Source organism: Massilia antarctica, assembly GCF_015689335.1.
GTDB lineage: Bacteria > Pseudomonadota > Gammaproteobacteria > Burkholderiales > Burkholderiaceae_D > Telluria_A > Telluria_A antarctica.
Map to the genome: position 1 here is coordinate 2,742,945 of NZ_CP065053.1, position 24,366 is coordinate 2,767,310.

Below are 24,366 nucleotides of genomic sequence, written 5' to 3' on the forward strand. Positions count from 1 at the left end.
ATCTGGAAGAAGTAAAGTTTTAATCGTTTGACCGACAGGTCAGACGATGGGTAGTGATTGTATGTATCAAAACAAAGCAACAACGCTGTACTTTCTTATCTCTGTAACGCTCTTTGATCTTTGGATCAGAGGCTAACGTTATAGGGACAAGCGAATAAGTGCACATGGTGGATGCCTTGGCGATTACAGGCGATGAAGGACGTAGTAGCTTGCGATAAGCTGCGGGGAGCTAGCAAACAAGCTTTGATCCGCAGATTTCCGAATGGGGAAACCCGGCCTTTTAGGTCATTGCATACTGAATACATAGGTATGCAAAGCGAACGCGGCGAACTGAAACATCTAAGTAGCTGCAGGAAAATAAATCAACCGAGATTCCCAAAGTAGTGGCGAGCGAAATGGGATGAGCCTGCACGTTTTAGCATGACGGATAGTAGAAACCACTGGAAATTGGTGCCATAGAGGGTGATAGCCCCTTATACGAAATTCGATGTGTGGAACTAAGCGTGCGACAAGTAGGGCGGGACACGAGAAATCCTGTCTGAATATGGGGGGACCATCCTCCAAGGCTAAATACTCGTAATCGACCGATAGTGAACCAGTACCGTGAGGGAAAGGCGAAAAGAACCCCGGAAGGGGAGTGAAATAGATCCTGAAACCGTGTGCATACAAACAGTAGGAGCGGACTTGTTCCGTGACTGCGTACCTTTTGTATAATGGGTCAGCGACTTACATTCAGTGGCAAGGTTAACCGTATAGGGAAGCCGTAGAGAAATCGAGTCCGAACAGGGCGACAGTCGCTGGGTGTAGACCCGAAACCAAGTGATCTACTCATGGCCAGGATGAAGGTGCGGTAACACGCCCTGGAGGTCCGAACCCACTAATGTTGAAAAATTAGGGGATGAGCTGTGGGTAGGGGTGAAAGGCTAAACAAACTTGGAAATAGCTGGTTCTCTCCGAAAACTATTTAGGTAGTGCCTCAAGTATCACCATCGGGGGTAGAGCACTGTTATGGCTAGGGGTTCATTGCGAATTACCAAACCATTGCAAACTCCGAATACCGATGAGTGCGAGCTTGGGAGACAGACGTCGGGTGCTAACGTCCGGCGTCAAGAGGGAAACAACCCAGACCGCCAGCTAAGGTCCCAAAGATTGGCTAAGTGGAAAACGAAGTGGGAAGGCTAAAACAGTCAGGATGTTGGCTTAGAAGCAGCCATCATTTAAAGAAAGCGTAATAGCTCACTGATCGAGTCGTCCTGCGCGGAAGATGTAACGGGGCTAAGCCAGTCACCGAAGCTGCGGATATATTTCTCGATACTTGTATCTTGATCTATATGGTAGGAGAGCGTTCTGTAAGCCTGCGAAGGTGTCTTGTAAAGGATGCTGGAGGTATCAGAAGTGCGAATGCTGACATGAGTAGCGATAATGGGAGTGAAAAGCTCCCACGCCGTAAGCCCAAGGTTTCCTGTTCAACGTTCATCGGAGCAGGGTGAGTCGGCCCCTAAGGCGAGGCAGAGATGCGTAGCTGATGGGAAGCAGGTTAATATTCCTGCACCGTCGTATGATGCGATGGGGGGACGGATCGCGGAAGGTTGTCCAACGGTTGGAAGTGTTGGTTTTTGACTCATAGAAGGCGCTTAGGCAAATCCGGGCGCGCAATTCAAGGGGTCGAGACGAGGAACTTAGGTTCTGAAGCAATCGGAAGTGGTTCCAAGAAAAGCCTCTAAGCTTCAGTCATACGAGACCGTACCGCAAACCGACACAGGTGGGCGAGATGAGTATTCTAAGGCGCTTGAGAGAACTCGGGAGAAGGAACTCGGCAAATTGGTACCGTAACTTCGGGAAAAGGTACGCCCCGGTAGCTTGATTGGTTTACTCCATGAGGGTGAAAGGGTTGCAATAAACTGGTGGCTGCGACTGTTTAATAAAAACACAGCACTCTGCAAACACGAAAGTGGACGTATAGGGTGTGACGCCTGCCCGGTGCTGGAAGATTAAATGATGGGGTGCAAGCTCTTGATTGAAGTCCCAGTAAACGGCGGCCGTAACTATAACGGTCCTAAGGTAGCGAAATTCCTTGTCGGGTAAGTTCCGACCTGCACGAATGGCGTAACGATGGCCACACTGTCTCCTCCCGAGACTCAGCGAAGTTGAAATGTTTGTGATGATGCAATCTACCCGCGGCTAGACGGAAAGACCCCATGAACCTTTACTGTAGCTTTGCATTGGACTTTGAACCAATCTGTGTAGGATAGGTGGGAGGCTTTGAAGCGGGGACGCCAGTCTTCGTGGAGCCATCCTTGAAATACCACCCTGGTTTGTTTGAGGTTCTAACCTTGGTCCGTTATCCGGATCGGGGACAGTGCATGGTAGGCAGTTTGACTGGGGCGGTCTCCTCCTAAAGTGTAACGGAGGAGTTCGAAGGTACGCTAGATACGGTCGGACATCGTGTTGATAGTGCAATGGCATAAGCGTGCTTAACTGCGAGACTGACAAGTCGAGCAGGTACGAAAGTAGGACATAGTGATCCGGTGGTTCTGTATGGAAGGGCCATCGCTCAACGGATAAAAGGTACTCTGGGGATAACAGGCTGATTCCTCCCAAGAGTTCATATCGACGGGGGAGTTTGGCACCTCGATGTCGGCTCATCACATCCTGGGGCTGTAGCCGGTCCCAAGGGTATGGCTGTTCGCCATTTAAAGTGGTACGTGAGCTGGGTTTAAAACGTCGTGAGACAGTTTGGTCCCTATCTGCCGTGGGCGTTGGAAATTTGAAGGGGGCTGCTCCTAGTACGAGAGGACCGGAGTGGACAGACCTCTGGTGTACCGGTTGTCACGCCAGTGGCATTGCCGGGTAGCTAAGTCTGGAAGAGATAACCGCTGAAAGCATCTAAGCGGGAAACTTGCCTTGAGATGAGATTTCCCAGAGCCTTGAGCTCTTTAAAGGGTCGTTCGAGACCAGGACGTTGATAGGTCAGGTGTGGAAGTGCAGTAATGCATTAAGCTAACTGATACTAATTGCCCGTACGGCTTGTCCCTATAACCTTAGCAGGTACAGAGATAAGAAATGCGCGTTGTGTTTTGTGCGATACGCACAGTCACTACCCAAAGTAATACAATAAAACGATACTTCTTCCAGATTCAAGCTAGTGCTGCCCGGTCGGGAGCACCAAGCTGTACAAGTTATGCCTGATGACCATAGTAAATCGGTACCACCCCTTCCCATCCCGAACAGGACCGTGAAACGATTTTACGCCGATGATAGTGCTGCAACCAGTGTGAAAGTAGGTTATCGTCAGGCTAGTTATAAGAGAAAGACCCCGGTAAGCCTAAGCGCGCTCAAGATCGCGCTTAGTGCAAACCGGGGTTTTTTTTCGTCCGCAGTTTTAGACCTCTACATTTCTCCCTCAACGCTCATTAAACCAGCGGCCGATCACTGTTTCAAATACTGGATGCATATTCCAGCCAGACTTCACCATTACTTCATCCGTGCTTCACACTGAAAGTTTATCTTCCTTGCACCGGCAAATCTGCTGATGGAGGAAATAATGAATAAGAAACAGGGCACGCAGGCCGCGCGAAAGTTGTCCGCACCACTAAAAAAAGCGGGACGAATGATCCTGAAACGTCGTCTCATGGCCGGCTTTGCGCTGTTGCTGCTCGCGGCGGCGGGTGCTTGCTGGTGGGTGTGGGAGCGCAACGGGGCTTATGGCTTCAATGTACTGTGGCGCCGCGGCGGAACCTACTGGGTCAATGTCAAGACCGACGATCCACGCCTGTCGCCAGCGATGCGCCTTGCTCTCACGGTGCCGGTACCTGCTGCAACGTCCGGCCCGATGAACTGGCAGGAACGCGAGAAAGGATTTGAAGTGGCCGAGCTGCCGGTCATGGTCGGCGGCCGTGAGGTCGACCGTATCCTGCTGGCGCGTATCGATCCGTCGCAGTATCGCTTTATCGTGCGCAATGCTCCGGACGGCGACAAGGGCATCGATGAATGGGAGCGCGTATTGCCGCAAGCGCTATTGATCGTTAACGGCAGCTTCTATGGTCTGAAAGGTTTGCCCGATACGCCCTTCATCAGCGAGGAAACGGTGATGGGCCCGCGCCGTTACAACGCCCGCGCCGGCACTTTTGTCGCCGACAAGAACGGTGCCGGCGTCAGGGACCTGCGCGACGGAAACTGGCAGCAGGCGCTCGATGGGGCTAGCAATGCAATGGTCTCCTACCCACTCCTCATCGGAGACGACGGACAGACCCATGTGAGCAGCAACAGCCGGTGGCTGGCCAACCGCAGTTTCGTTGCTCAAGACAGGCAGGGGCGCATCATCGTCGGTACTACCAAGGACGCATTTTTCTCGTTGGCCCGCTTGGCCCAATTTCTAAAGGAGTCGCCGCTCGATCTGAAGGTCGCGCTTAACCTTGATGGCGGACCACTGGCTTGCCAGAGCGTGCGTTTGCCCGGTTTTAATCGAAAGCTTTACGCCTTGTGGGAGGCGCAGGTCGAAGGCGATCAGGTCAAGCTGCTCAGATGGCCATTGAGTAGCGCGACCTGGGCGATGGCTGTTGTCCTGACCGTGGAACGGAAGACCAACTAGCACGTCGACACGCGCGAGCCGCGCCGCTTACGGATGACATGATCTGCCGGGCGCATTCTTCTTCTATTGATTGCTGGGCCGCGCGCGCCGCGCGTGTCTTACTGCGCCTGGCATTGTCCGAAACGACGCGGCGATGCCAGGCTAGCCCGGATCTGTCCATATCGAGCCGATCATTGGCAGGACCGACCGGCTCTCATATCAGAGAACTTCAAGATTTGCTTCGCGCATGCCGACCAGGAGTGCCTTTCCATTGTCATCGACACGGAACTCCCCGTACTTCGCCGCTTCCCAGCGTTTTCCTTCCCCTTCCTGGAAATACCAGGCATCGGTCACCAGGGTATGGCCACCGTGGCGAGGGGTAAGTTAGATCATGATCTCACCAGGGGCAAGCGGCTTGCGGTCGTGGAGCCGGGTCAGCTCCACGATTCCCTTCTCGTTCGCCTTGCCGGCGACTTTCCATCGCGCGCTTCCCGTCACGCCATCGTCTAATTGCGATACTTCCTGCGGCAATTTGAAATTCAAGCGCCTGTAATCGCCCTGCATGAGCGAACGCGGATCGACGGGCGCCAGTTCCACCAGCAGCGGACCGCCGTCAGCGCAATGCCTATCCGCCCGGTCCCAGATTCTTTCGGAGCGGGGGCCGCCTTGCCGTCACGGACTACCGGTGCGCCATCGCGAATTGCAAGCCAGGCGATCAAGGTGAACAGCGCGCCGGGCCGATCAGGATGAGCGCCTTGGTCGCAAGCGGATACACCAGCTGGTAATACAGCGCGCCAATAATCCGCGCCGCCGCGGCGCCCGCAGCCGTCGCGATGCCCGAGCGCCCGCTGCTCGCGCTTACAGCGAGAATCGTCAGCACCGCGCCGAGCGACGGCATCAGCACCGCCAGTCCCGTGAATACCGCAGCCGCACACGCATACCACGGCTTGCGTAACGCCGCCCAGCGCATAGCCAGCCAGGCAGCCGCGCCAAGCGTCAGCACCGCCGACACATACCGGGCAAAGGATGCCAGTGGTTGCGACAGCGGAGCCATCGTGCTGGCGGAACCGATATGGATGGCGGCGCCGGCCAGGAAGGTCATTCCTGTCCACAGCGCGAGGCCTGCTACGATAGTGAGTACCCACCCTGTCGCCACTCTGTCCACCAGCACGCTACGAAGACGTTGTCGCTGGACGAAGTCGGTGAGCAGCCAGATTCCCATCGCACCATGCACCACCATCCAGAATCCATCGCGATCGCGATTGGATGCAAGCGTGACGATAGCCGTCATGATGAATGCGCATGAAATCGCGCCCAGCAGAACGCGCAGCCAATTGCGGGGAATAAGCACAGCCAGGATGATGGCCAATAGCGCGACGCCGACCGAGCCATTGCCAATGGACTTGTCGATGTAAAAAGCCGCACTCATGCCCGCCGCGCCGGCCAGCAATGCTCGAATTGCCAGCTGTTCGATAAACAAGGGGAGGGAAGCGCGGCGCAAAATCGCCACTGCGACGCCGCAGATAACGAGCGAAACCGGATACAGCGTGCGGCTGTCGCGGCCCAGAAGATCGCCGCATGACAAAAAGACGATTCCCATCAGTGGAATGGCCGCCAACCACGCTCCCAGCGCCGTCAACAATACGACGGGCCAGGGGCGATACCCTTGATGCTGAATAGAGGCGGCCGCGAAGGACGGAAGAATGCCGGCCGCCGTTGCGTCGGCGATAATCTCATTGAATGACCGTTTCATTGTGCACCTCCGCGCACCGGGCCGCGCTTGGACAGAGCGAGAACGATGCTGACCGTTGCGGCAAGCAAGCCCGCGGCTACCAGGCCAAGCACCAACAGGCTGGGAATAGACCAGTTCTCGTGATCGGCGAGGAGGATGGGCCTATAAGCCAATCAGCAGTACATTCAGGGCAAGTCCGATGCCACACAACGAAAACACATCGAACAAGCGATGCGACGAAAACGCGGCAGCGGTCGCGGCCAACGTCAGCAAAGCTGGCCAATATTGTGCGCTTACCTCACTGTTCGCCAAGCCGGCAATCCCGATCAGCGCGACGCTGATCACCGCCAGCGCAACGCTCACCCGCATCGACAGGAGGCCGGCGCCGGTCCATCGCGCACATAGGGGACTAAGCAGCGCCGCAAGGGCAAGTGCGCCCATGCATGCAGCAGCTTGATAGAGCAGATTTTGGAATTGCGGCTGAGTTTACCGGCTTTGTATCAAAAAGGGCTTGCCAAGCGATCGGGGCCTTTGCTATAGTTCGCCTCCCCGCTGAAAGGGTTAACGAAATCAATTAGTTAGCAGGCAGTTGGGGGCGCCTCGAAAGAGACGCGGTAGCAAAGAAGGGGTTGACGAGAAACGCGAAACGCTGCATAATCTCACCTCTCTGCTGCAACGAACACAACGCTTCGTAGCAAACGGCAGAAGTAGTGCAGAATAAGTTCTTTAACAATTAACAGTCGATAAGTGTGGGCGTTTGATGAAGGTGCCAACGAAGCGTAAGCGACGTTGAATACTTAAATTATCAAATGTTCACAAAGAAGAAATATAGGCGCTTCGCAAGAAGTGGCCTGTCAGTATTTTGAGTGAGCGATCTGTCCGCAAGGACATTAAACAGAGATTGAACTGAAGAGTTTGATCCTGGCTCAGATTGAACGCTGGCGGCATGCCTTACACATGCAAGTCGAACGGCAGCGCGGGGCAACCTGGCGGCGAGTGGCGAACGGGTGAGTAATATATCGGAACGTACCCTGGAGTGGGGGATAACGTAGCGAAAGTTACGCTAATACCGCATACGATCTAAGGATGAAAGTGGGGGATTCGCAAGAACCTCATGCTCCTGGAGCGGCCGATATCTGATTAGCTAGTTGGTGGGGTAAAGGCCTACCAAGGCATCGATCAGTAGCTGGTCTGAGAGGACGACCAGCCACACTGGAACTGAGACACGGTCCAGACTCCTACGGGAGGCAGCAGTGGGGAATTTTGGACAATGGGCGAAAGCCTGATCCAGCAATGCCGCGTGAGTGAAGAAGGCCTTCGGGTTGTAAAGCTCTTTTGTCAGGGAAGAAACGGTGAGGGCTAATATCCCTTGCTAATGACGGTACCTGAAGAATAAGCACCGGCTAACTACGTGCCAGCAGCCGCGGTAATACGTAGGGTGCAAGCGTTAATCGGAATTACTGGGCGTAAAGCGTGCGCAGGCGGTTTTGTAAGTCTGTCGTGAAATCCCCGGGCTCAACCTGGGAATTGCGATGGAGACTGCAAGGCTAGAATCTGGCAGAGGGGGGTAGAATTCCACGTGTAGCAGTGAAATGCGTAGAGATGTGGAGGAACACCGATGGCGAAGGCAGCCCCCTGGGTCAAGATTGACGCTCATGCACGAAAGCGTGGGGAGCAAACAGGATTAGATACCCTGGTAGTCCACGCCCTAAACGATGTCTACTAGTTGTCGGGTTTTAATTAACTTGGTAACGCAGCTAACGCGTGAAGTAGACCGCCTGGGGAGTACGGTCGCAAGATTAAAACTCAAAGGAATTGACGGGGACCCGCACAAGCGGTGGATGATGTGGATTAATTCGATGCAACGCGAAAAACCTTACCTACCCTTGACATGTACGGAAGCCACGAGAGATCGAGGTGTGCTCGAAAGAGAACCGTAACACAGGTGCTGCATGGCTGTCGTCAGCTCGTGTCGTGAGATGTTGGGTTAAGTCCCGCAACGAGCGCAACCCTTGTCATTAGTTGCTACGAAAGAGCACTCTAATGAGACTGCCGGTGACAAACCGGAGGAAGGTGGGGATGACGTCAAGTCCTCATGGCCCTTATGGGTAGGGCTTCACACGTCATACAATGGTACATACAGAGGGCCGCCAACCCGCGAGGGGGAGCTAATCCCAGAAAGTGTATCGTAGTCCGGATTGTAGTCTGCAACTCGACTACATGAAGTTGGAATCGCTAGTAATCGCGGATCAGCATGTCGCGGTGAATACGTTCCCGGGTCTTGTACACACCGCCCGTCACACCATGGGAGCGGGTTTTACCAGAAGTAGGTAGCTTAACCGCAAGGGGGGCGCTTACCACGGTAGGATTCGTGACTGGGGTGAAGTCGTAACAAGGTAGCCGTATCGGAAGGTGCGGCTGGATCACCTCCTTTCTAGAGTTGCACCTGACTATAGAGTCAGTTCATTAAGCGTCCACTCTTATCGACTGTTGAATTTAGAAGAAACAGTAGCAGTGTCCAAGTCGGGGCTGTAGCTCAGCTGGTTAGAGCACCGTGTTGATAACGCGGGGGTCGTTGGTTCGAGTCCAACCAGCCCTACCAGTTATGTCTTTAGATATACCTTGGGGGATTAGCTCAGCTGGGAGAGCACCTGCTTTGCAAGCAGGGGGTCGTCGGTTCGATCCCGTCATCCTCCACCACTCTACTTAACTTTGAAAGTACAAACGTAAGTCAGCGCATCGGCGCCTGGGTTTAGGTTTGGTCTTTTAGAGATTAAAAGCTGTTTCGTTCTTTAACAATCTGGAAGAAGTAAAGTTTTAATCGAATCGCCGACAGGCGTTTCGATGGGTAGTGATTGTATGTATCAAAACAAAGCAACAACGCTGTACTTTCTTATCTCTGTAACGCTCTTTGATCGTCAAGATCAGAGGCTAACGTTATAGGGACAAGCGAATAAGTGCACATGGTGGATGCCTTGGCGATTACAGGCGATGAAGGACGTAGTAGCTTGCGATAAGCTGCGGGGAGCTAGCAAACAAGCTTTGATCCGCAGATTTCCGAATGGGGAAACCCGGCCTTTTAGGTCATTGCATACTGAATACATAGGTATGCAAAGCGAACGCGGCGAACTGAAACATCTAAGTAGCTGCAGGAAAATAAATCAACCGAGATTCCCAAAGTAGTGGCGAGCGAAATGGGATGAGCCTGCACGTTTTAGCATGACGGATAGTAGAAACCACTGGAAATTGGTGCCATAGAGGGTGATAGCCCCTTATACGAAATTCGATGTGTGGAACTAAGCGTGCGACAAGTAGGGCGGGACACGAGAAATCCTGTCTGAATATGGGGGGACCATCCTCCAAGGCTAAATACTCGTAATCGACCGATAGTGAACCAGTACCGTGAGGGAAAGGCGAAAAGAACCCCGGAAGGGGAGTGAAATAGATCCTGAAACCGTGTGCATACAAACAGTAGGAGCGGACTTGTTCCGTGACTGCGTACCTTTTGTATAATGGGTCAGCGACTTACATTCAGTGGCAAGGTTAACCGTATAGGGAAGCCGTAGAGAAATCGAGTCCGAATAGGGCGACAGTCGCTGGGTGTAGACCCGAAACCAAGTGATCTACTCATGGCCAGGATGAAGGTGCGGTAACACGCCCTGGAGGTCCGAACCCACTAATGTTGAAAAATTAGGGGATGAGCTGTGGGTAGGGGTGAAAGGCTAAACAAACTTGGAAATAGCTGGTTCTCTCCGAAAACTATTTAGGTAGTGCCTCAAGTATCACCATCGGGGGTAGAGCACTGTTATGGCTAGGGGTTCATTGCGAATTACCAAACCATTGCAAACTCCGAATACCGATGAGTGCGAGCTTGGGAGACAGACGTCGGGTGCTAACGTCCGGCGTCAAGAGGGAAACAACCCAGACCGCCAGCTAAGGTCCCAAAGATTGGCTAAGTGGAAAACGAAGTGGGAAGGCTAAAACAGTCAGGATGTTGGCTTAGAAGCAGCCATCATTTAAAGAAAGCGTAATAGCTCACTGATCGAGTCGTCCTGCGCGGAAGATGTAACGGGGCTAAGCCAGTCACCGAAGCTGCGGATATCCGCAAGGATATGGTAGGAGAGCGTTCTGTAAGCCTGCGAAGGTGTCTTGTAAAGGATGCTGGAGGTATCAGAAGTGCGAATGCTGACATGAGTAGCGATAATGGGAGTGAAAAGCTCCCACGCCGTAAGCCCAAGGTTTCCTGTTCAACGTTCATCGGAGCAGGGTGAGTCGGCCCCTAAGGCGAGGCAGAGATGCGTAGCTGATGGGAAGCAGGTTAATATTCCTGCACCGTCGTATGATGCGATGGGGGGACGGATCGCGGAAGGTTGTCCAACGGTTGGAAGTGTTGGTTTTTGACTCATAGAAGGTGCTTAGGCAAATCCGGGCACGTAATTCAAGGGGTTGAGACGAGGAACTTAGGTTCTGAAGCAATCGGAAGTGGTTCCAAGAAAAGCCTCTAAGCTTCAGTCATACGAGACCGTACCGCAAACCGACACAGGTGGGCGAGATGAGTATTCTAAGGCGCTTGAGAGAACTCGGGAGAAGGAACTCGGCAAATTGGTACCGTAACTTCGGGAAAAGGTACGCCCCGGTAGCTTGACTGGTTTACTCCAGAAGGGTGAAAGGGTTGCAATAAACTGGTGGCTGCGACTGTTTAATAAAAACACAGCACTCTGCAAACACGAAAGTGGACGTATAGGGTGTGACGCCTGCCCGGTGCTGGAAGATTAAATGATGGGGTGCAAGCTCTTGATTGAAGTCCCAGTAAACGGCGGCCGTAACTATAACGGTCCTAAGGTAGCGAAATTCCTTGTCGGGTAAGTTCCGACCTGCACGAATGGCGTAACGATGGCCACACTGTCTCCTCCCGAGACTCAGCGAAGTTGAAATGTTTGTGATGATGCAATCTACCCGCGGCTAGACGGAAAGACCCCATGAACCTTTACTGTAGCTTTGCATTGGACTTTGAACCAATCTGTGTAGGATAGGTGGGAGGCTTTGAAGCGGGGACGCCAGTCTTCGTGGAGCCATCCTTGAAATACCACCCTGGTTTGTTTGAGGTTCTAACCTTGGTCCGTTATCCGGATCGGGGACAGTGCATGGTAGGCAGTTTGACTGGGGCGGTCTCCTCCTAAAGTGTAACGGAGGAGTTCGAAGGTACGCTAGATACGGTCGGACATCGTGTTGATAGTGCAATGGCATAAGCGTGCTTAACTGCGAGACTGACAAGTCGAGCAGGTACGAAAGTAGGACATAGTGATCCGGTGGTTCTGTATGGAAGGGCCATCGCTCAACGGATAAAAGGTACTCTGGGGATAACAGGCTGATTCCTCCCAAGAGTTCATATCGACGGGGGAGTTTGGCACCTCGATGTCGGCTCATCACATCCTGGGGCTGTAGCCGGTCCCAAGGGTATGGCTGTTCGCCATTTAAAGTGGTACGTGAGCTGGGTTTAAAACGTCGTGAGACAGTTTGGTCCCTATCTGCCGTGGGCGTTGGAAATTTGAAGGGGGCTGCTCCTAGTACGAGAGGACCGGAGTGGACAGACCTCTGGTGTACCGGTTGTCACGCCAGTGGCATTGCCGGGTAGCTAAGTCTGGAAGAGATAACCGCTGAAAGCATCTAAGCGGGAAACTTGCCTTGAGATGAGATTTCCCAGAGCCTTGAGCTCTTTAAAGGGTCGTTCGAGACCAGGACGTTGATAGGTCAGGTGTGGAAGTGCAGTAATGCATTAAGCTAACTGATACTAATTGCCCGTACGGCTTGTCCCTATAACCTTAGCAGGTGCAGAGATAAGAAATGCGCGTTGTGTTTTGTGCGATATGCACAGTCACTACCCAAAGTAATACAATAAAACGATACTTCTTCCAGATTCAAGCTAGTGCTGCCCGATCGGGAGCACCAAGCTTTACAAGTTATGCCTGATGACCATAGTAAATCGGTACCACCCCTTCCCATCCCGAACAGGACCGTGAAACGATTTTACGCCGATGATAGTGCTGCAACCAGTGTGAAAGTAGGTTATCGTCAGGCTAGTTATAAGAGAGAAACCCCGTTGGCCTTTGTGCCGATGGGGTTTTTTTTCGTCTGTACCTTTTAAAACGCGCACGCTACAACGCCCGCATTGTATGTGGCTTTTAACGTAAAATTGCCTCCTAATTAATTTCCAGGAGGCGCGATGTTGAAGCAAACTCGTATGTTCGGGCTCATCTGTGTTCTCGTCTCTGGCGCGGCAAGCGCCCAGATGACGGCTACGGTCACCATGTCCAATTTTTCATATCAGTTGATTGATCTGAATCCGAACGATGGGGTTGCGTCATCGCTGAGCTGGCAAGTCCTTGTATCTGAATTGCCATACCCCAATTCCGTGGCGTCTGTGCGCGGCGGCAATCTACAAACTCACGATGGTGTAATCGTAGATGGAACCGGACCGCTCGACCCTGTCTCCGTGAGCAAGGCCACCTTGCACGGCGGTGGATCGGCCAGCGTCACTGGCGAATTTGGGAAAAACCTCACGCTGCACACATCGCTGACGTCCGCGCCGGAGGCGCCGGGTACGAAAGAGCCCTGGCGCTGGGACGCAGAAGCGGCGACAGGCTGGATGCCTTTCATATTGACGCCCAATACTGCCGTTATTTTTTCCGCCGACGTTAGCGGCGGTGGAACGCCAGGTGCATACCATAATTTTTCACAAGTCGGCTTGGGGGCACGATCTGATATCGGAGGCAAAGAGGAGGACACATGGGCCGGCGAAAACTGGTATGCAACGTCCGGGCCAACCTTTCTGACGCGGCTTGAACTCACAGTATCGAACAGCCACACCTACAGCACCACCAATGCCTGGATTGCTGACGCGATGAGTAGCGTCTTCAACACGACCTCGCCGGTGCCAGAACCGTCTTCCTGGATGATGCTTCTTGCCGGACTCGGCATTGCCGGTTTCGCCAGCCGCCGCGGCAGTCGGACGAGGCGATAAAAGACGAGATTACCTGCTTCCCCACGCGATTTCGTTTCTTAGCGGCATATTTATTGACCCGCTTGGCAGGTGCACGGCGAACTCAACCGTGTACCACGCTAATAAATTTTCGATCACGATAAATTTCTGATAACATTGCGGCGATTTAATTATCGCAATGTTATCAGACAATTTTTGCGCGCGGCCGAATCCATTGGCGCCGCCTGCCGCGCTCCATCCCATCACCCTGGTACAACATGCTCAGATATCCACGCACAACCGTCCCCTTGACACTCCTTTTAACCTTAGGCTGCATCGGCAGCGTACAAGCCACCGATGCCGAACTCGACACGGCAATCAGCAAGCTCAGCGAGGTCAACAGCACCACCAAGCCACATCCCCGTTTTCTCAACGGATCGACTGAGTTCAAGGGGATCGTCAACAAAGCGATCAATACGGACGAAGGCAAATACGCGTTAAACAACGTCATTCGCGTGTTTTCCGGCGGCCCGAAGAGCGCAACGGGGGATGGCCGATACTCGGTCGAAAAGCTCAAGACCGTGTACGTCACCCAGCTCGACTCATTTAAAGTCGGGAACATCGACAGCACCACCTGGAACGAGATTTCCCGGCAGGTCGAAGCGACAGCCGAGGCGGCGTACGCCTACTACGTCGAAGGCGATCCGACTTACCTGGCGGAAGTGACCAAACGGCTCGATGTGTTAGCGCAGCCAATTATCGACCGTGGTTGCAGGGAATATCCGGTGAACGGGACGGCAATCAGCATAGGAGACACCAATTACTATCGGCGCGAATATGTCTGGTATTTCGGCCTGGCGTATGACTTCGCGCAGCAAGGTTTAACCGATGTCTATAAGAAAAAAATCGCCGACGTGATCGCTAAATGCGTAGCGGTCGCTGCACCATCGACGTTAGCGAGCGTGAACACGCCCAACACCTATCAAAATATGGAATCGAACACACTGGCGAAATTCGCGGCCGGTATGCTCCTGGTCCATAACGATGCGGAATTTGTCAAAGACGACATCAAGCCGGCGTTTGACTATCTGCCCGCCATGACCAAAGCGTACGTCGGCAGGCTGCATATGTTCGGCGGCAACGACGGTGGTTACGCGAATTCGTCCGCTTATTCGCTATTTGATACCGCTCCGTACCTGCCGATGTGGGACGTGTTCGATCGGGTGCTTGGCTATTCGCCTTACGAAAAAAGGGATTTCGTCAAATATCTGCCAAACTTCGAGCTGTTTACTCTCCCGCCTGAATCGCCGGAAGGTGCATTTGGCGACGGCGCAGAGGTCGACCGGACCGAAGAACGGGCACGCTTTCTGCGCGCTATTTTCAGCCGTTCGGCCTCGTCCCAGGTGAGCCGATGGTTCAAGAACACTTACCTGAACAATATCCGCCTTAACTCCCCGGCGAATGCGCAATACGCCAGCCCGAAATACGGCGATATCCAGCGGCTCGACTTCCTGCTCAGCCCGAGCGAAGACAGCACGGTGGTGGCCGAACCGACGCCCTACCTGCGCTACTGGTTCCCCTCCGTCGGTATCGGCGCGATGCACAGTAGCCTGAGCGATCCGAATCGCACCTCGGTGTTTTTCAAAAGCGGCCCGTTTGGTTCCGAAAACCACGCGCATGCTGATCAGAACAGCTTTGTCATCTATCACAAGGGCAAAGTATTTGCGTCGGATAGTGGTGTGAATGCCGATTACGGGCATGCGCATCGTATTAACTATTCGAAGACCACCAAGGCGCATAACGCGATCACATACGACCAAGGCATCGGGCAGGAACTGGGTGATGTTTACGGCTCGGATAAGGCAAAAGGCAAACTGCTGAGTGCCAATGATGGCGTTTCCTGGGGCCAGCCGCTGACCAAGGGAACCGTTCAGTATGATCTGGTGACCGGCGATGCCTCGGAAGCTTATGGCAAGACCAATGGTGTACTGAACCTGAAGAAGGCTTTGCGTACGCTCGTGTTTATCCGCCCATCGACTGTCGTCGTCTACGATCAGCTCGAAAGCGCCGCCAAGAAGTGGGAATACAACCTGCATACCGTGGTCGAACCTAAACTCAACAGTACGTCCAACGAAGATGTGGTCACCATCGATGGCGTGCGCATGTGCGTGCAAGTCAAGTCCGCCGGTCCGATCGCTCGCGAGACGCCGGCACTGGGCTATCCTGCGAACGCAACTCCGCAGGACGGCAAGCCGATACGTCATGATCACTGGTGGAGCCGCTACGTTTACCAAACGGCCAATACCAAAGGGATGTTCGTGTCGGTGTATCGCCTCGACTGCCCGGCAATCGAAGCGAGCACGCCGTACACGATCTCGGTAACCGATTCGGCCAACGCCACGGTGACCTTGCCAGGCGCCAAGGTGGTGTTGAGCAACGGCGTCGTAACAGTGCAATAAAGTGGGCCTTGCCGGGGTCACGACGTGGTCCCGGTTATCCGAACTGTCGCGCCTGCGACAGCGTCACTGCTGCCCCTGTGCCGCCGGCGATCATCGAAGGCGACATGGCAGGTCCGATCGCCGCCGGGGCCCTGCCTCGCGCTGGAAGCTGGGGACGGTCGGATGCTGACGCTGTAGGCGACAGCCTTCGGTGGTAGAGTGTCGGTCACGCCGAACCACATCCCGGAACGATGGACTACCAGCAACTCATCACGCAGCGGCGCACGCACCCCGCATGGCGCCTGCTCGCCGCCGACAATGCCGCGATGATTGCGAGCTTCCTGCACGCGAGTTTTATCGCGCCCAACCAGCGCACCATCGGCCGCCAGCACCTAGCCTCGCAGCTGGACGACCACCTGTACCATCTCCACGAAAGTGCCGGCGAAATCCTGTTCCCCAAGGCCGCCACCGCCTACCTCGATGACTGGGCCTCCGATGAACGCGGCTGGCTGCGCAAATACTATCCGCCTGGCGACGACGAAGCCCACTACGATCTCGCATCGGCCACTGAACAGGCGCTCGAATGGCTCAAGAACCTCGGCCAGCGCACCTTCATCGGCACCGAATCGCGCCTGATGACCGTATTCGACCTGCTGCACCAGATCGTCGACGGCAGCGAACTCGATCCGCGTGCCCGCATCGCCGAACTCAAACGCCGCAAGGCGGACATCGACGCCGAAATCGCCGACATCGGCGCCGGCAGATTCGCCTTGATGGATCCGACCCAGGTGCGCGAACGCTTCCTGCAAATGGCCGCCACCGCGCGCGACCTGTTGTCGGACTTCCGCGCGGTCGACACCAACTTCCGCACGCTCGACCGCCAGGTGCGCGAACACATCGCCACCTGGGATGGCAGCAAGGGCGAGCTGCTGCAAGCCATTTTCGGCCAGCGCGACCTGATCGCCGACACCGACGAAGGCCGCAGCTTCCGCGCCTTCTGGGACTTGTTGATGTCGCCCTCGCGCCAGGATGAACTGACAAGCCTGCTCGACGCCGTGCTCAAACTCGGCCCCGTGCGCGAACTCCAGCCCGACGGCCGCCTGCAACGCATCCACTACGACTGGCTGGAAGCGGGCGAAGTCACCCAGCGTACCGTCGCGCGCCTGTCCGAACAGCTGCGGCGCTACCTGGACGACCAGGCCTGGCTGGAAAACCGCCGCATCATGCAACTGATCCGCGACATCGAACAGAAAGCGCTGGCCCTGCGCGGCCAGATCGACGAACGCGCCTTCATGGAGATCGACGACGCCGCGCCCACGGTCGCCCTGGCCATGGACCGCACCCTGTACAATCCGCCCTTCAAGCCGAAGATCACGCAGCAGATCGTCAGCGACGACGGCGTCGACATCGCATCGGACGCGCTGTTCGAACAGATCTACGTGGACCAGCTGCGCCTCATGTCGAACATCCGGCGTGCCCTCCAGACCCGCCAGCAAGTCTCGCTCGGCACCCTGGCGCGCGAGTATCCGATCGAGCAGGGCCTGGCCGAACTGGCTACCTACCTCAAACTGGCCACCCAGGACATGCACGCCGCCATCGATGACACCCAGACCGAAACGGTCGACTGGACCGACGACAATGGCCGCCGGCGCCAGGCCACGCTTCCCCTTATCATTTACGCCGCATGAACCCTGAACCGACCACGCTCAACGATCAAAACCGCCTCGGCCAACTGCTGGTAGCGCTGTTCCAGGGCGTGCTGTACCGCGACACCGACAGCGCCCTGTGGCAGCCGCTGATGGACCTGCAGGCGCGCGTGCGCGACTACGGCGCCACGATCGGCCTCGAACTCATTCTCGACGAGGCCGAAGGCTACGCCTACCTGCGCCAGCGCCCCGCCGTGGTGGGCGAGCCGGAACTGCCACGCCTGATCCAGCGGCGCCAGCTCAGTTACCCGGTCAGCCTGATCCTGGCCCTGCTGCGCAAGAAGCTGGCCGAATTCGACGCCACCGGCGGCGACACGCGCCTCGTCATCGACCGCGACCAGATCGCCGAACAGGTGCGCCTGTTCCTGCCGCAGACCGGCAACGAAGCGCGCCTGCTCGACCGCATGGACGCGCACCTGAACAAGGTCGTGGAACTCGGCTTTTTGCACCGGCTGCGCGGGCAGGACAACCAGTTCGAAGTGCGCCGCATCCTCAAGGCGTTCGTGGATGCCCAATGGCTGGCCGACTTCGAACAGCGCCTCTCGGGCTACGCCACCCACGCCGCCAGCGGCGAGGAGGAAGCATGACTCAGGCTCCCGTGGCCGATATTCCCGCGGCCGATGATGGCGACCCGGCACTCGAGCGCGCGGGCTTCCGCCTCCAGCACTTCGAGGTATTCAACTGGGGCACCTTCCACGAAAGAGTCTGGCGGCTGCACCCGGGCGGCGACAATATGCTGCTTACCGGCGACATCGGCTCCGGAAAATCGACCCTGGTCGACGCCATCACGACACTGCTGGTACCGGCCCAGAAGATCGCCTACAACAAGGCGGCCGGCGCCGATGCGCGCGAACGCAGCCTGCGCACCTACGTCATGGGTAACTACAAGTCCGAGCGCGGCGACAGCGGCCTGGCCGCGCGCGCCGTGGCCCTGCGCGATCACAACAGCTACTCGGTGATCCTCGGCGTCTTCCACAACGAAGGCTTCGAGCAGACCGTCACCCTGGCGCAGGTGTTCTGGTTCAAGAACCCGCACGGCCAGCCCGAACGCTTCTACGTTGTCGCCGATGGCGCGCTGTCGGTGGCCGAGCACTTCGCCGGCTTCGGCACCGATATCGCGCAGCTGCGCAAACGCCTGCGCGCGCTGGCAGGCGTCACCCTGCACGACAGCTTCCCGCCGTACGGCGCCGACTTCCGGCGCCGCTTCGGTATCGCCAGCGAACAGGCGATGGACCTGTTCCACCAGACCGTATCGATGAAGTCGGTCGGCAATCTCACCGACTTCGTGCGCGACCACATGCTCGAAGCGTTTCCCGTCGAAGCCCGCATCGCCGCCCTGATCGCCCACTTCGACGACCTCAATCGCGCGCACGAAGCGGTGCTCAAGGCCAAGCTGCAGATCGACCAGCTCACGCCCCTGGTGGACGACTGCGACCGTCACGAGACGCTGCAGGAACAGGTGGTCCAGCTGCGCGGCTGCCGCGAAGCGCTACGCCCGTGGTTCGCGCACCTGAAAGGCGAGCTGCTGGAAAAACGCATCGGCATTCTGCAATCGGAGCTCGACAAACTGGCCGGTCACCTGGTCCGCCTGCAGGAAGAGAAACGCAGCCAGATGCTGCGGCGCGACGACATGACCCAGGCCATCGCGGCCAACGGCGGCAACCGCATCGAGCAAATCCGCGCCGAGATCGCGCGCCTGCAAACTACGCGCGAGGAACGCTCGCGCCGCTCGAACCAGTACGACGCGCTGGCGGCGGCGGTTGGCTTGCCCGGCGCGGCCGAGGCGAGCATGTTCGACGCCAACCGGCGCGCCATCGACGATGGCAAAGCCGGCTGCACCGCGCGCCGCGACGACGCGCAAAACCAGTTGATGATGGCGGGCGTGAGCCTGCACGAACTGCGCGACCAGCATGGCGCCATCACCACCGAACTCGATTCGCTGCGCCAGCGCCGCTCCAACATCACCAGCCAGATGCTGGCGGTGCGGGCCGCCTTGTGCGACGCGCTGCGCATCGCGCCGGAAGAGTTGCCGTTTATCGGCGAGTTGATCCAGGTGCGCGAAGAGGAGCGCGCATGGGAAGGCGCCGCCGAACGCATGCTGCACAGCTTCGGCCTGTCGCTGCTGGTGCCGGAAACGCACTACGGACAGGTTGCGGCCTGGGTCGATTCCACCAACCTCGGCAACCGCCTGGTCTACTTCCGCGTGCGCGCCAATGTCAGCGCCGACCACCACGGCCTGCACCCCGACGCATTGGCGCGCAAGCTCGCCATCAAGCCCGATTCGCCGTTCTACGGCTGGATCGACGCCGAACTGGCGCGCCGCTACGACCACGCCTGCTGCGACACGCTCGACCAGTTCCGCCGCGAAAAGCGCGCCATCACCCGCAACGGCCAGATCAAGGCCGGCGGCGAGCGCCACGAAAAGGATGACCGCCACCGGATCGACGACCGTTCGCGCTACGTGCTGGGATGGTCGAACCAGGGCAAGATCGCCGCGCTGGCGAAGCAGGAGCGCGACCTCTCCACGCGCATACAGGCGCATGCCGCCAAAATCCAGTCGGTCAGGGCCGATATCGCCCGCCAGGAAGCGCTGCTGGATAACTGGGGCAAGCTGACCATGTTCTCGGACTTCAGCGACCTCGATTGGAAGCCGCTGCTCTCCGCTATCGATGCGCTCGAACGCGAACAGGAAGCGTTGGCCGCATCGTCCGACATCCTGCGCACCTTGCAGCAGCAGCTCGCCGAGCTGACCTTGGCCCAGGCCGACACGGAAGCACAGGCGCACAGCGCCACCATCGAGCACGCCAAGACCGCCGAAAAGCTGGAGGTAGCCGGCGCCGCCCTGGACGACTGCGCCACCCTGCTCGATGCGACGCCAGAGCAATCGCGCGCCATGTACTTTCCGCGGCTCGATGCGCTGCGCGCCGAGGTGCTGGGCGAGCATACGCTCACGGTCGAATCGTGCGAGAACCGCGAAAAGGAGCTGCGCCAGGAACTGCAAAACCGGATCGATGCGGAAGAGAAGAAAATCAGCCGCCTGCGCGACGCCATCATCCGCGCCATGCAAAACTACACGCAGGCCTGGCCGCTGGACGCGCGCGAGGTCGACGTGAGTATCGACGCCGCCGCCGAGTTCCGCAAGATGCTGGCGGTGCTGCAGGCGGACGACCTGCCGCGCTTCGCCGGGCGCTTCAAGGAACTCCTCAACGAAAACACCATTCGCGAGATCGCCGGCTTCCAGTCGCAACTCAAGCGCGAACGCGAAACCATCCGCGAGCGCATCGACACGATCAACAGTTCGCTGCACCAGATCGACTACAACCCGAACCGCTACATCGCGCTCGAAGCGGAGAACAACATCGACGCCGACCTGCGCGACTTCCAGCAAGACCTGCGCAGCTGTACCGAAGGCGCGCTGACCGGATCGGCCGACGAAGAATATTCGGAGGCGAAATTCCTGCAGGTCAAACGTATCATCGAACGCTTTCGCGGCCGCGAAGGCAGTGCCGAGATGGACAAGCGCTGGACGCGCAAGGTCACCGATGTGCGCAACTGGTTCGTATTCTCGGCCTCCGAGCGCTGGCGCGAGGATGGCCGCGAGCACGAACACTACACCGATGCCGGCGGCAAATCGGGCGGCCAGAAAGAGAAATTGGCCTACACCGTGCTGGCGGCCAGCCTGGCATACCAGTTCGGCCTGGAGTGGGGCGTGGTGCGCTCGCGCTCCTTCCGCTTCGTAGTCATCGACGAGGCATTCGGGCGCGGTTCCGATGAATCGGCGCGCTACGGACTGGAACTGTTCAAGCGCATGAACCTGCAACTGCTGATCGTCACGCCGCTGCAAAAAATCCACATCATCGAACCTTACGTGTCCGGCCTGGGCTTCGTGCACAGCGAAGAAGGACGCCAGTCGCTGCTGCGCTACCTGACGATCGAACAGTATCAGGCCGAGCGCAGCGCGCGTGCCGCATGAGCGCCGCGGCCACCTGGTCGAGCGCGGCCACGATCCGCGCCCAGGTGCAGCGCCTGTGGGACGATGGCCGCCTGCTCGCCGCGCGCGTGCGAGGAGAATCCCTGTTCCCGCTCGAACTTCGCCTGCGCCAGCCGACCGTGGCGCAAACCGGCGAACGCTTCGACGAGGTGCGCGCATGGATCAAGGAGCTCGACGCCGGCAGCAAGACGGCGCGCGGCTACGGCTACCAGATCGTCTGGCGCGAGATCAATCACCGCCAGCTCGGACGCAACCGCGTCCCCGGCAGCGTGGTATTCGAGAGCGACACCGACGCGCTGCGCCTGATCGGGCGCCAGGCCGAGGCGCGCCATTTCGACCAGATGGCCGCAGCCACTGTCAGCGCATTTCCGCAACTGGCAGCCTGGCTGGCGCGGCGCGCGCTCGTCGTGCTAGAGCAAAGCGAGGCGTGGGCGCGCATCCTCGCCATCCTGGAATGGTTCGCCGCTCATCCGCGCCCGGGCCTATACCTGCGCCAGCTCGACATCGCTGGTGTCGACAGCAAATTCATCGAAACGCGCAAAGCCTTGCTGACCGAATTACTCGACCTGGTGCTGCCGGCCGGCGCCATCGATCCGAAAGCCACCGGCGCGCGCCAGTTTGAAGCCCGCTATGGCTTGCTGAGCAAACCGGCGCTGCTGCGCTTTCGCGTGCTCGACCCGGCGCACGCCATCGGCGGCTTGTCCGACCTCGCCGTACCGCTGGCGCAGTTCGCGGCGCTGCAAACCAATGTTCGCCGCGTCTTCATCACGGAAAACGAAATCAATGGACTGGCCTTTCCTGCGCTGCCCGATGCGATGGTCATTTTCGGCGGCGGTTACGGCGTCGAGCGCCTGGCCGACGTGGACTGGCTGACCACGCGCGAGGTGGTCTACTGGGGCGATATCGACACCCACGGCTTTGCCATCCTGGACCGCTTGCGCGCCGCTATCCCGCACGCGCGTTCCATCCTGATGGACAGCGCGACCCTGATGGCGCACCGCGCGCTGTGGGGCGCCGAAGACCGGGACAAGCGCTTCGGCGGGCAGCCGTCACGCCTGCAGCGCGACGAGCTGGCGCTGTTCGAGGCCCTGCGCGACGATGTCTTCGGAGAGCGCATCCGCATGGAGCAGGAGCGCCTGTCATACGCGTGGGTCGAACACGCACTCGCGATGCTTACGGCTTCACCCGGCTGAGATGCCAGGCCACCAGGGCGTTGGCGTGTCCATGCCCGAGTTGATGGTCCGCCTTGAGCCAGTTGACCATCTCCATATGCTTCATCGCGCTGGCCGATTCCAGAAGACCGAACCAATACGCTACCGGGTGCCCATATTTCGCCTCAATGGCAGGAAAATAGGAAGCCGGGCCTTTTATCTTGTCGTTCATGGTCATTCTCCGTTGGCGCCGGCAAACGGGCCTGATTGCTCGTCGCCGCACTAAGCAGACGACGTGCGGGTGCTGCCGGAATCGACATGCGATCCGAAAAAATCACAATTCTTTGTAAGCGATGCCGTTTCGTAGCGGACGCGCTCACTGTCCGGGTAGCGCCGCACCATCCATCGCGAACGCCGGCACGGATGCCATCGCATGCTCAACCGCCATGCGCAGCATGGTCGGCGTCACATACGTCCGGTGCGTACGGTCGATCGCCGCCATGTAAAAGCGCCCGAACAGGTTCTTGCAGTGTACCCGCGAACCCAGGCTGAACTCCACCTGGCCGCCTGCGACGATGCGCGCCGCCACGCAGGAGCGGAACGACAAATGCTTGTCGTCCGCGCCCAGTATCACTTGCGCGCGCGTATTGCGTTCATCCGTGTACTGGTCCAGCACCGGAAAACGGTTCGCAAACAGCCGGCTCCTGTCCGGCGAAAGCAGCGACGACACCGGACAGCCCAGCGACGAGGTCCGCAATCCCATCGGCCGCACCAGCACGCCGCGCACCGCCATCATGCGCGTCACGCCGCGCGGCGGATTTTCCATGAAGCCATCGAGCAGCCGGGAAAGCAATGCCGTTGCATTACTTTCCTGGAAACTGGCCAGCGGCATGGTCAGGGTGAATGTATCCTCGTGATGAAACGGCGTGTTTTCGAATTGCTTGAGCAGCAAGGACCCGGCCGGCGTGGCGTCGAGCTCGTGCACGTCGGTGCCGTCGCCGTGATGCGATACGAAACCCTTCGAGCGGCGCCACGCGCCCCATTTGCCGAGAATCGTGCCGACGGTGCCGCGTGCCGTGTAGCACATCGCGCGTTGCAAGGTGCCGGGCGGTGCTTCGAGCGACAGGTCGACGGTCGCGACTTGCCCCTTGGCCATTGCCGCATCGAGCAAATCGGCCACTTCCTGCGGCAGAAGCGAGGTCAGCGAGGGAATGCTGGCTTCGTTTGCCATGACCTGTTGCCGCAGATCGTCGGACAAGTCGCCGCCGAGCTCGTTGGTGTGGCAGGACAGCGCGAAAAACACCGGATGCGGGCTGTTGCGCGTGAGCGGCGCGAACTGGTGCCAGGTCTCGCCGCCAAAGCGCACCGTGAACATGCAGTCTGGCGGAATATTGATGCACTGAAGCGCGCGCAGGAAATTTTGCGGGTCTTCCTCGATCTGCGCCGTGGATGCGCTGGAAAAGCGCAGCTGCGCGCCGCCGCTGCCGGAAATGGCTGTGAAGATGCGATGCCCCGCGTGCCGGTGGAAGGGGTGACCTTTCGGCCCGACAACGAAGGAATACAGGGAAGTGGGATCGCCCTTGTCGAAATCAGTGCCGCCCAGCTTGGCCGACGGTTCGTCGAGCTCGTCGACGAATTCCTGGTGCTGCTGTTGCCGCGCCGATACGCTGGCGAACAAATGGTTGCCCGAGCCGTGCACCAGTTGCGCAATCAACGACACTTCGACCGGCAGGCCGCCCGAGCTGGACGGAATCCGCACCGAAGGAAAGGTTTGCACAACCTTAATCATTGACAACATA

11 protein-coding genes, 2 tRNA genes, 5 rRNA genes and 1 pseudogene are annotated in these 24,366 nt (G+C 57.6%); 14 read left to right on the top strand and 5 right to left on the bottom strand.

What is annotated here, in order from left to right; translation table 11 throughout:
• Window positions 1–144: 144 nt before the first annotated feature.
• From IV454_RS12370 to IV454_RS12380, 3 genes are all read left to right on the top strand, one after another.
• Window positions 145–3,035 (top strand): 23S ribosomal RNA (locus tag IV454_RS12370).
• A 149-nt stretch (window positions 3,036–3,184) separates the two neighbouring features.
• Window positions 3,185–3,297 (top strand): 5S ribosomal RNA (rrf, locus tag IV454_RS12375).
• A gap of 247 nt (window positions 3,298–3,544) precedes the next feature.
• Complete coding sequence (locus tag IV454_RS12380; protein ID WP_206091690.1) at window positions 3,545–4,591, top strand: phosphodiester glycosidase family protein; 1,047 nt, start codon at window positions 3,545–3,547, stop codon at window positions 4,589–4,591.
• 198 nt (window positions 4,592–4,789) lie between these two features.
• Here the strand turns inward: IV454_RS12380 and IV454_RS32795 are convergent.
• From IV454_RS32795 to IV454_RS12400, 3 genes and pseudogenes are all read right to left on the bottom strand, one after another.
• Window positions 4,790–5,215 (bottom strand): annotated as a pseudogene (locus IV454_RS32795) (GDYXXLXY domain-containing protein).
• Between the two features lie 70 nt (window positions 5,216–5,285).
• Window positions 5,286–6,323: a DUF4401 domain-containing protein gene (locus tag IV454_RS12395; RefSeq protein ID WP_206091693.1), complete on the bottom strand. Its 1,038-nt coding sequence runs from the start codon at window positions 6,321–6,323 to the stop codon at window positions 5,286–5,288.
• A gap of 141 nt (window positions 6,324–6,464) precedes the next feature.
• Window positions 6,465–6,743, bottom strand: a complete 279-nt coding sequence (locus IV454_RS12400; protein WP_206091694.1) for a hypothetical protein — start codon at window positions 6,741–6,743, stop codon at window positions 6,465–6,467.
• A gap of 462 nt (window positions 6,744–7,205) precedes the next feature.
• Here IV454_RS12400 and IV454_RS12405 point away from each other — a divergent pair.
• The 11 genes from IV454_RS12405 (at window position 7,206) to IV454_RS12455 (ending at window position 22,609) form a co-directional block, all read left to right on the top strand.
• Window positions 7,206–8,736, top strand: a 16S ribosomal RNA gene (locus IV454_RS12405).
• 91 nt (window positions 8,737–8,827) lie between these two features.
• A tRNA-Ile gene (locus IV454_RS12410) sits at window positions 8,828–8,904 on the top strand.
• Between the two features lie 22 nt (window positions 8,905–8,926).
• Window positions 8,927–9,002, top strand: a tRNA-Ala gene (locus tag IV454_RS12415).
• Between the two features lie 243 nt (window positions 9,003–9,245).
• Window positions 9,246–12,118 (top strand): 23S ribosomal RNA (locus IV454_RS12420).
• Window positions 12,119–12,267: 149 nt separating this feature from the next.
• Window positions 12,268–12,380: ribosomal RNA gene (rrf, locus tag IV454_RS12425) — 5S ribosomal RNA — on the top strand.
• Together the 16S, 23S and 5S rRNA genes with 2 tRNA genes alongside form the textbook arrangement of a ribosomal RNA operon.
• Before the next feature lie 145 nt (window positions 12,381–12,525).
• A complete protein-coding gene (locus IV454_RS12430; protein WP_206091695.1) occupies window positions 12,526–13,323 on the top strand; it encodes a PEP-CTERM sorting domain-containing protein in 798 nt (265 codons plus the stop codon).
• Between the two features lie 266 nt (window positions 13,324–13,589).
• The gene (locus IV454_RS12435) at window positions 13,590–15,740 is read left to right on the top strand and encodes a heparinase II/III domain-containing protein (RefSeq protein ID WP_206091696.1); all 2,151 of its coding nucleotides are present in this window, start codon (window positions 13,590–13,592) and stop codon (window positions 15,738–15,740) included.
• A gap of 230 nt (window positions 15,741–15,970) precedes the next feature.
• Window positions 15,971–17,407 (top strand): DUF3375 domain-containing protein, encoded by a 1,437-nt coding sequence (locus tag IV454_RS12440; protein ID WP_206091697.1) that lies wholly within the window; start codon window positions 15,971–15,973, stop codon window positions 17,405–17,407.
• Window positions 17,404–18,012: a DUF4194 domain-containing protein gene (locus tag IV454_RS12445; protein WP_206091698.1), complete on the top strand. Its 609-nt coding sequence runs from the start codon at window positions 17,404–17,406 to the stop codon at window positions 18,010–18,012. Before IV454_RS12440 ends, IV454_RS12445 begins: the two co-directional genes overlap by 4 nt.
• Window positions 18,009–21,398: an ATP-binding protein gene (locus IV454_RS12450; protein ID WP_206091699.1), complete on the top strand. Its 3,390-nt coding sequence runs from the start codon at window positions 18,009–18,011 to the stop codon at window positions 21,396–21,398. Before IV454_RS12445 ends, IV454_RS12450 begins: the two co-directional genes overlap by 4 nt.
• Window positions 21,395–22,609, top strand: a complete 1,215-nt coding sequence (locus IV454_RS12455; RefSeq protein ID WP_206091700.1) for a DUF3322 domain-containing protein — start codon at window positions 21,395–21,397, stop codon at window positions 22,607–22,609. Before IV454_RS12450 ends, IV454_RS12455 begins: the two co-directional genes overlap by 4 nt.
• Here IV454_RS12455 and IV454_RS12460 read toward each other — a convergent pair.
• Together IV454_RS12460 and IV454_RS12465 are read right to left on the bottom strand one after the other, a co-directional pair.
• Window positions 22,590–22,805, bottom strand: a complete 216-nt coding sequence (locus tag IV454_RS12460; RefSeq protein WP_206091701.1) for a DUF4287 domain-containing protein — start codon at window positions 22,803–22,805, stop codon at window positions 22,590–22,592. The genes IV454_RS12455 and IV454_RS12460 overlap by 20 nt on opposite strands.
• Before the next feature lie 138 nt (window positions 22,806–22,943).
• Window positions 22,944–24,344 carry a DUF2867 domain-containing protein gene (locus tag IV454_RS12465; RefSeq protein WP_229522207.1) on the bottom strand — a complete coding sequence of 467 codons (1,401 nt, stop codon included), beginning with the start codon at window positions 24,342–24,344 and terminating at the stop codon, window positions 22,944–22,946.
• Window positions 24,345–24,366: the final 22 nt, after the last annotated feature.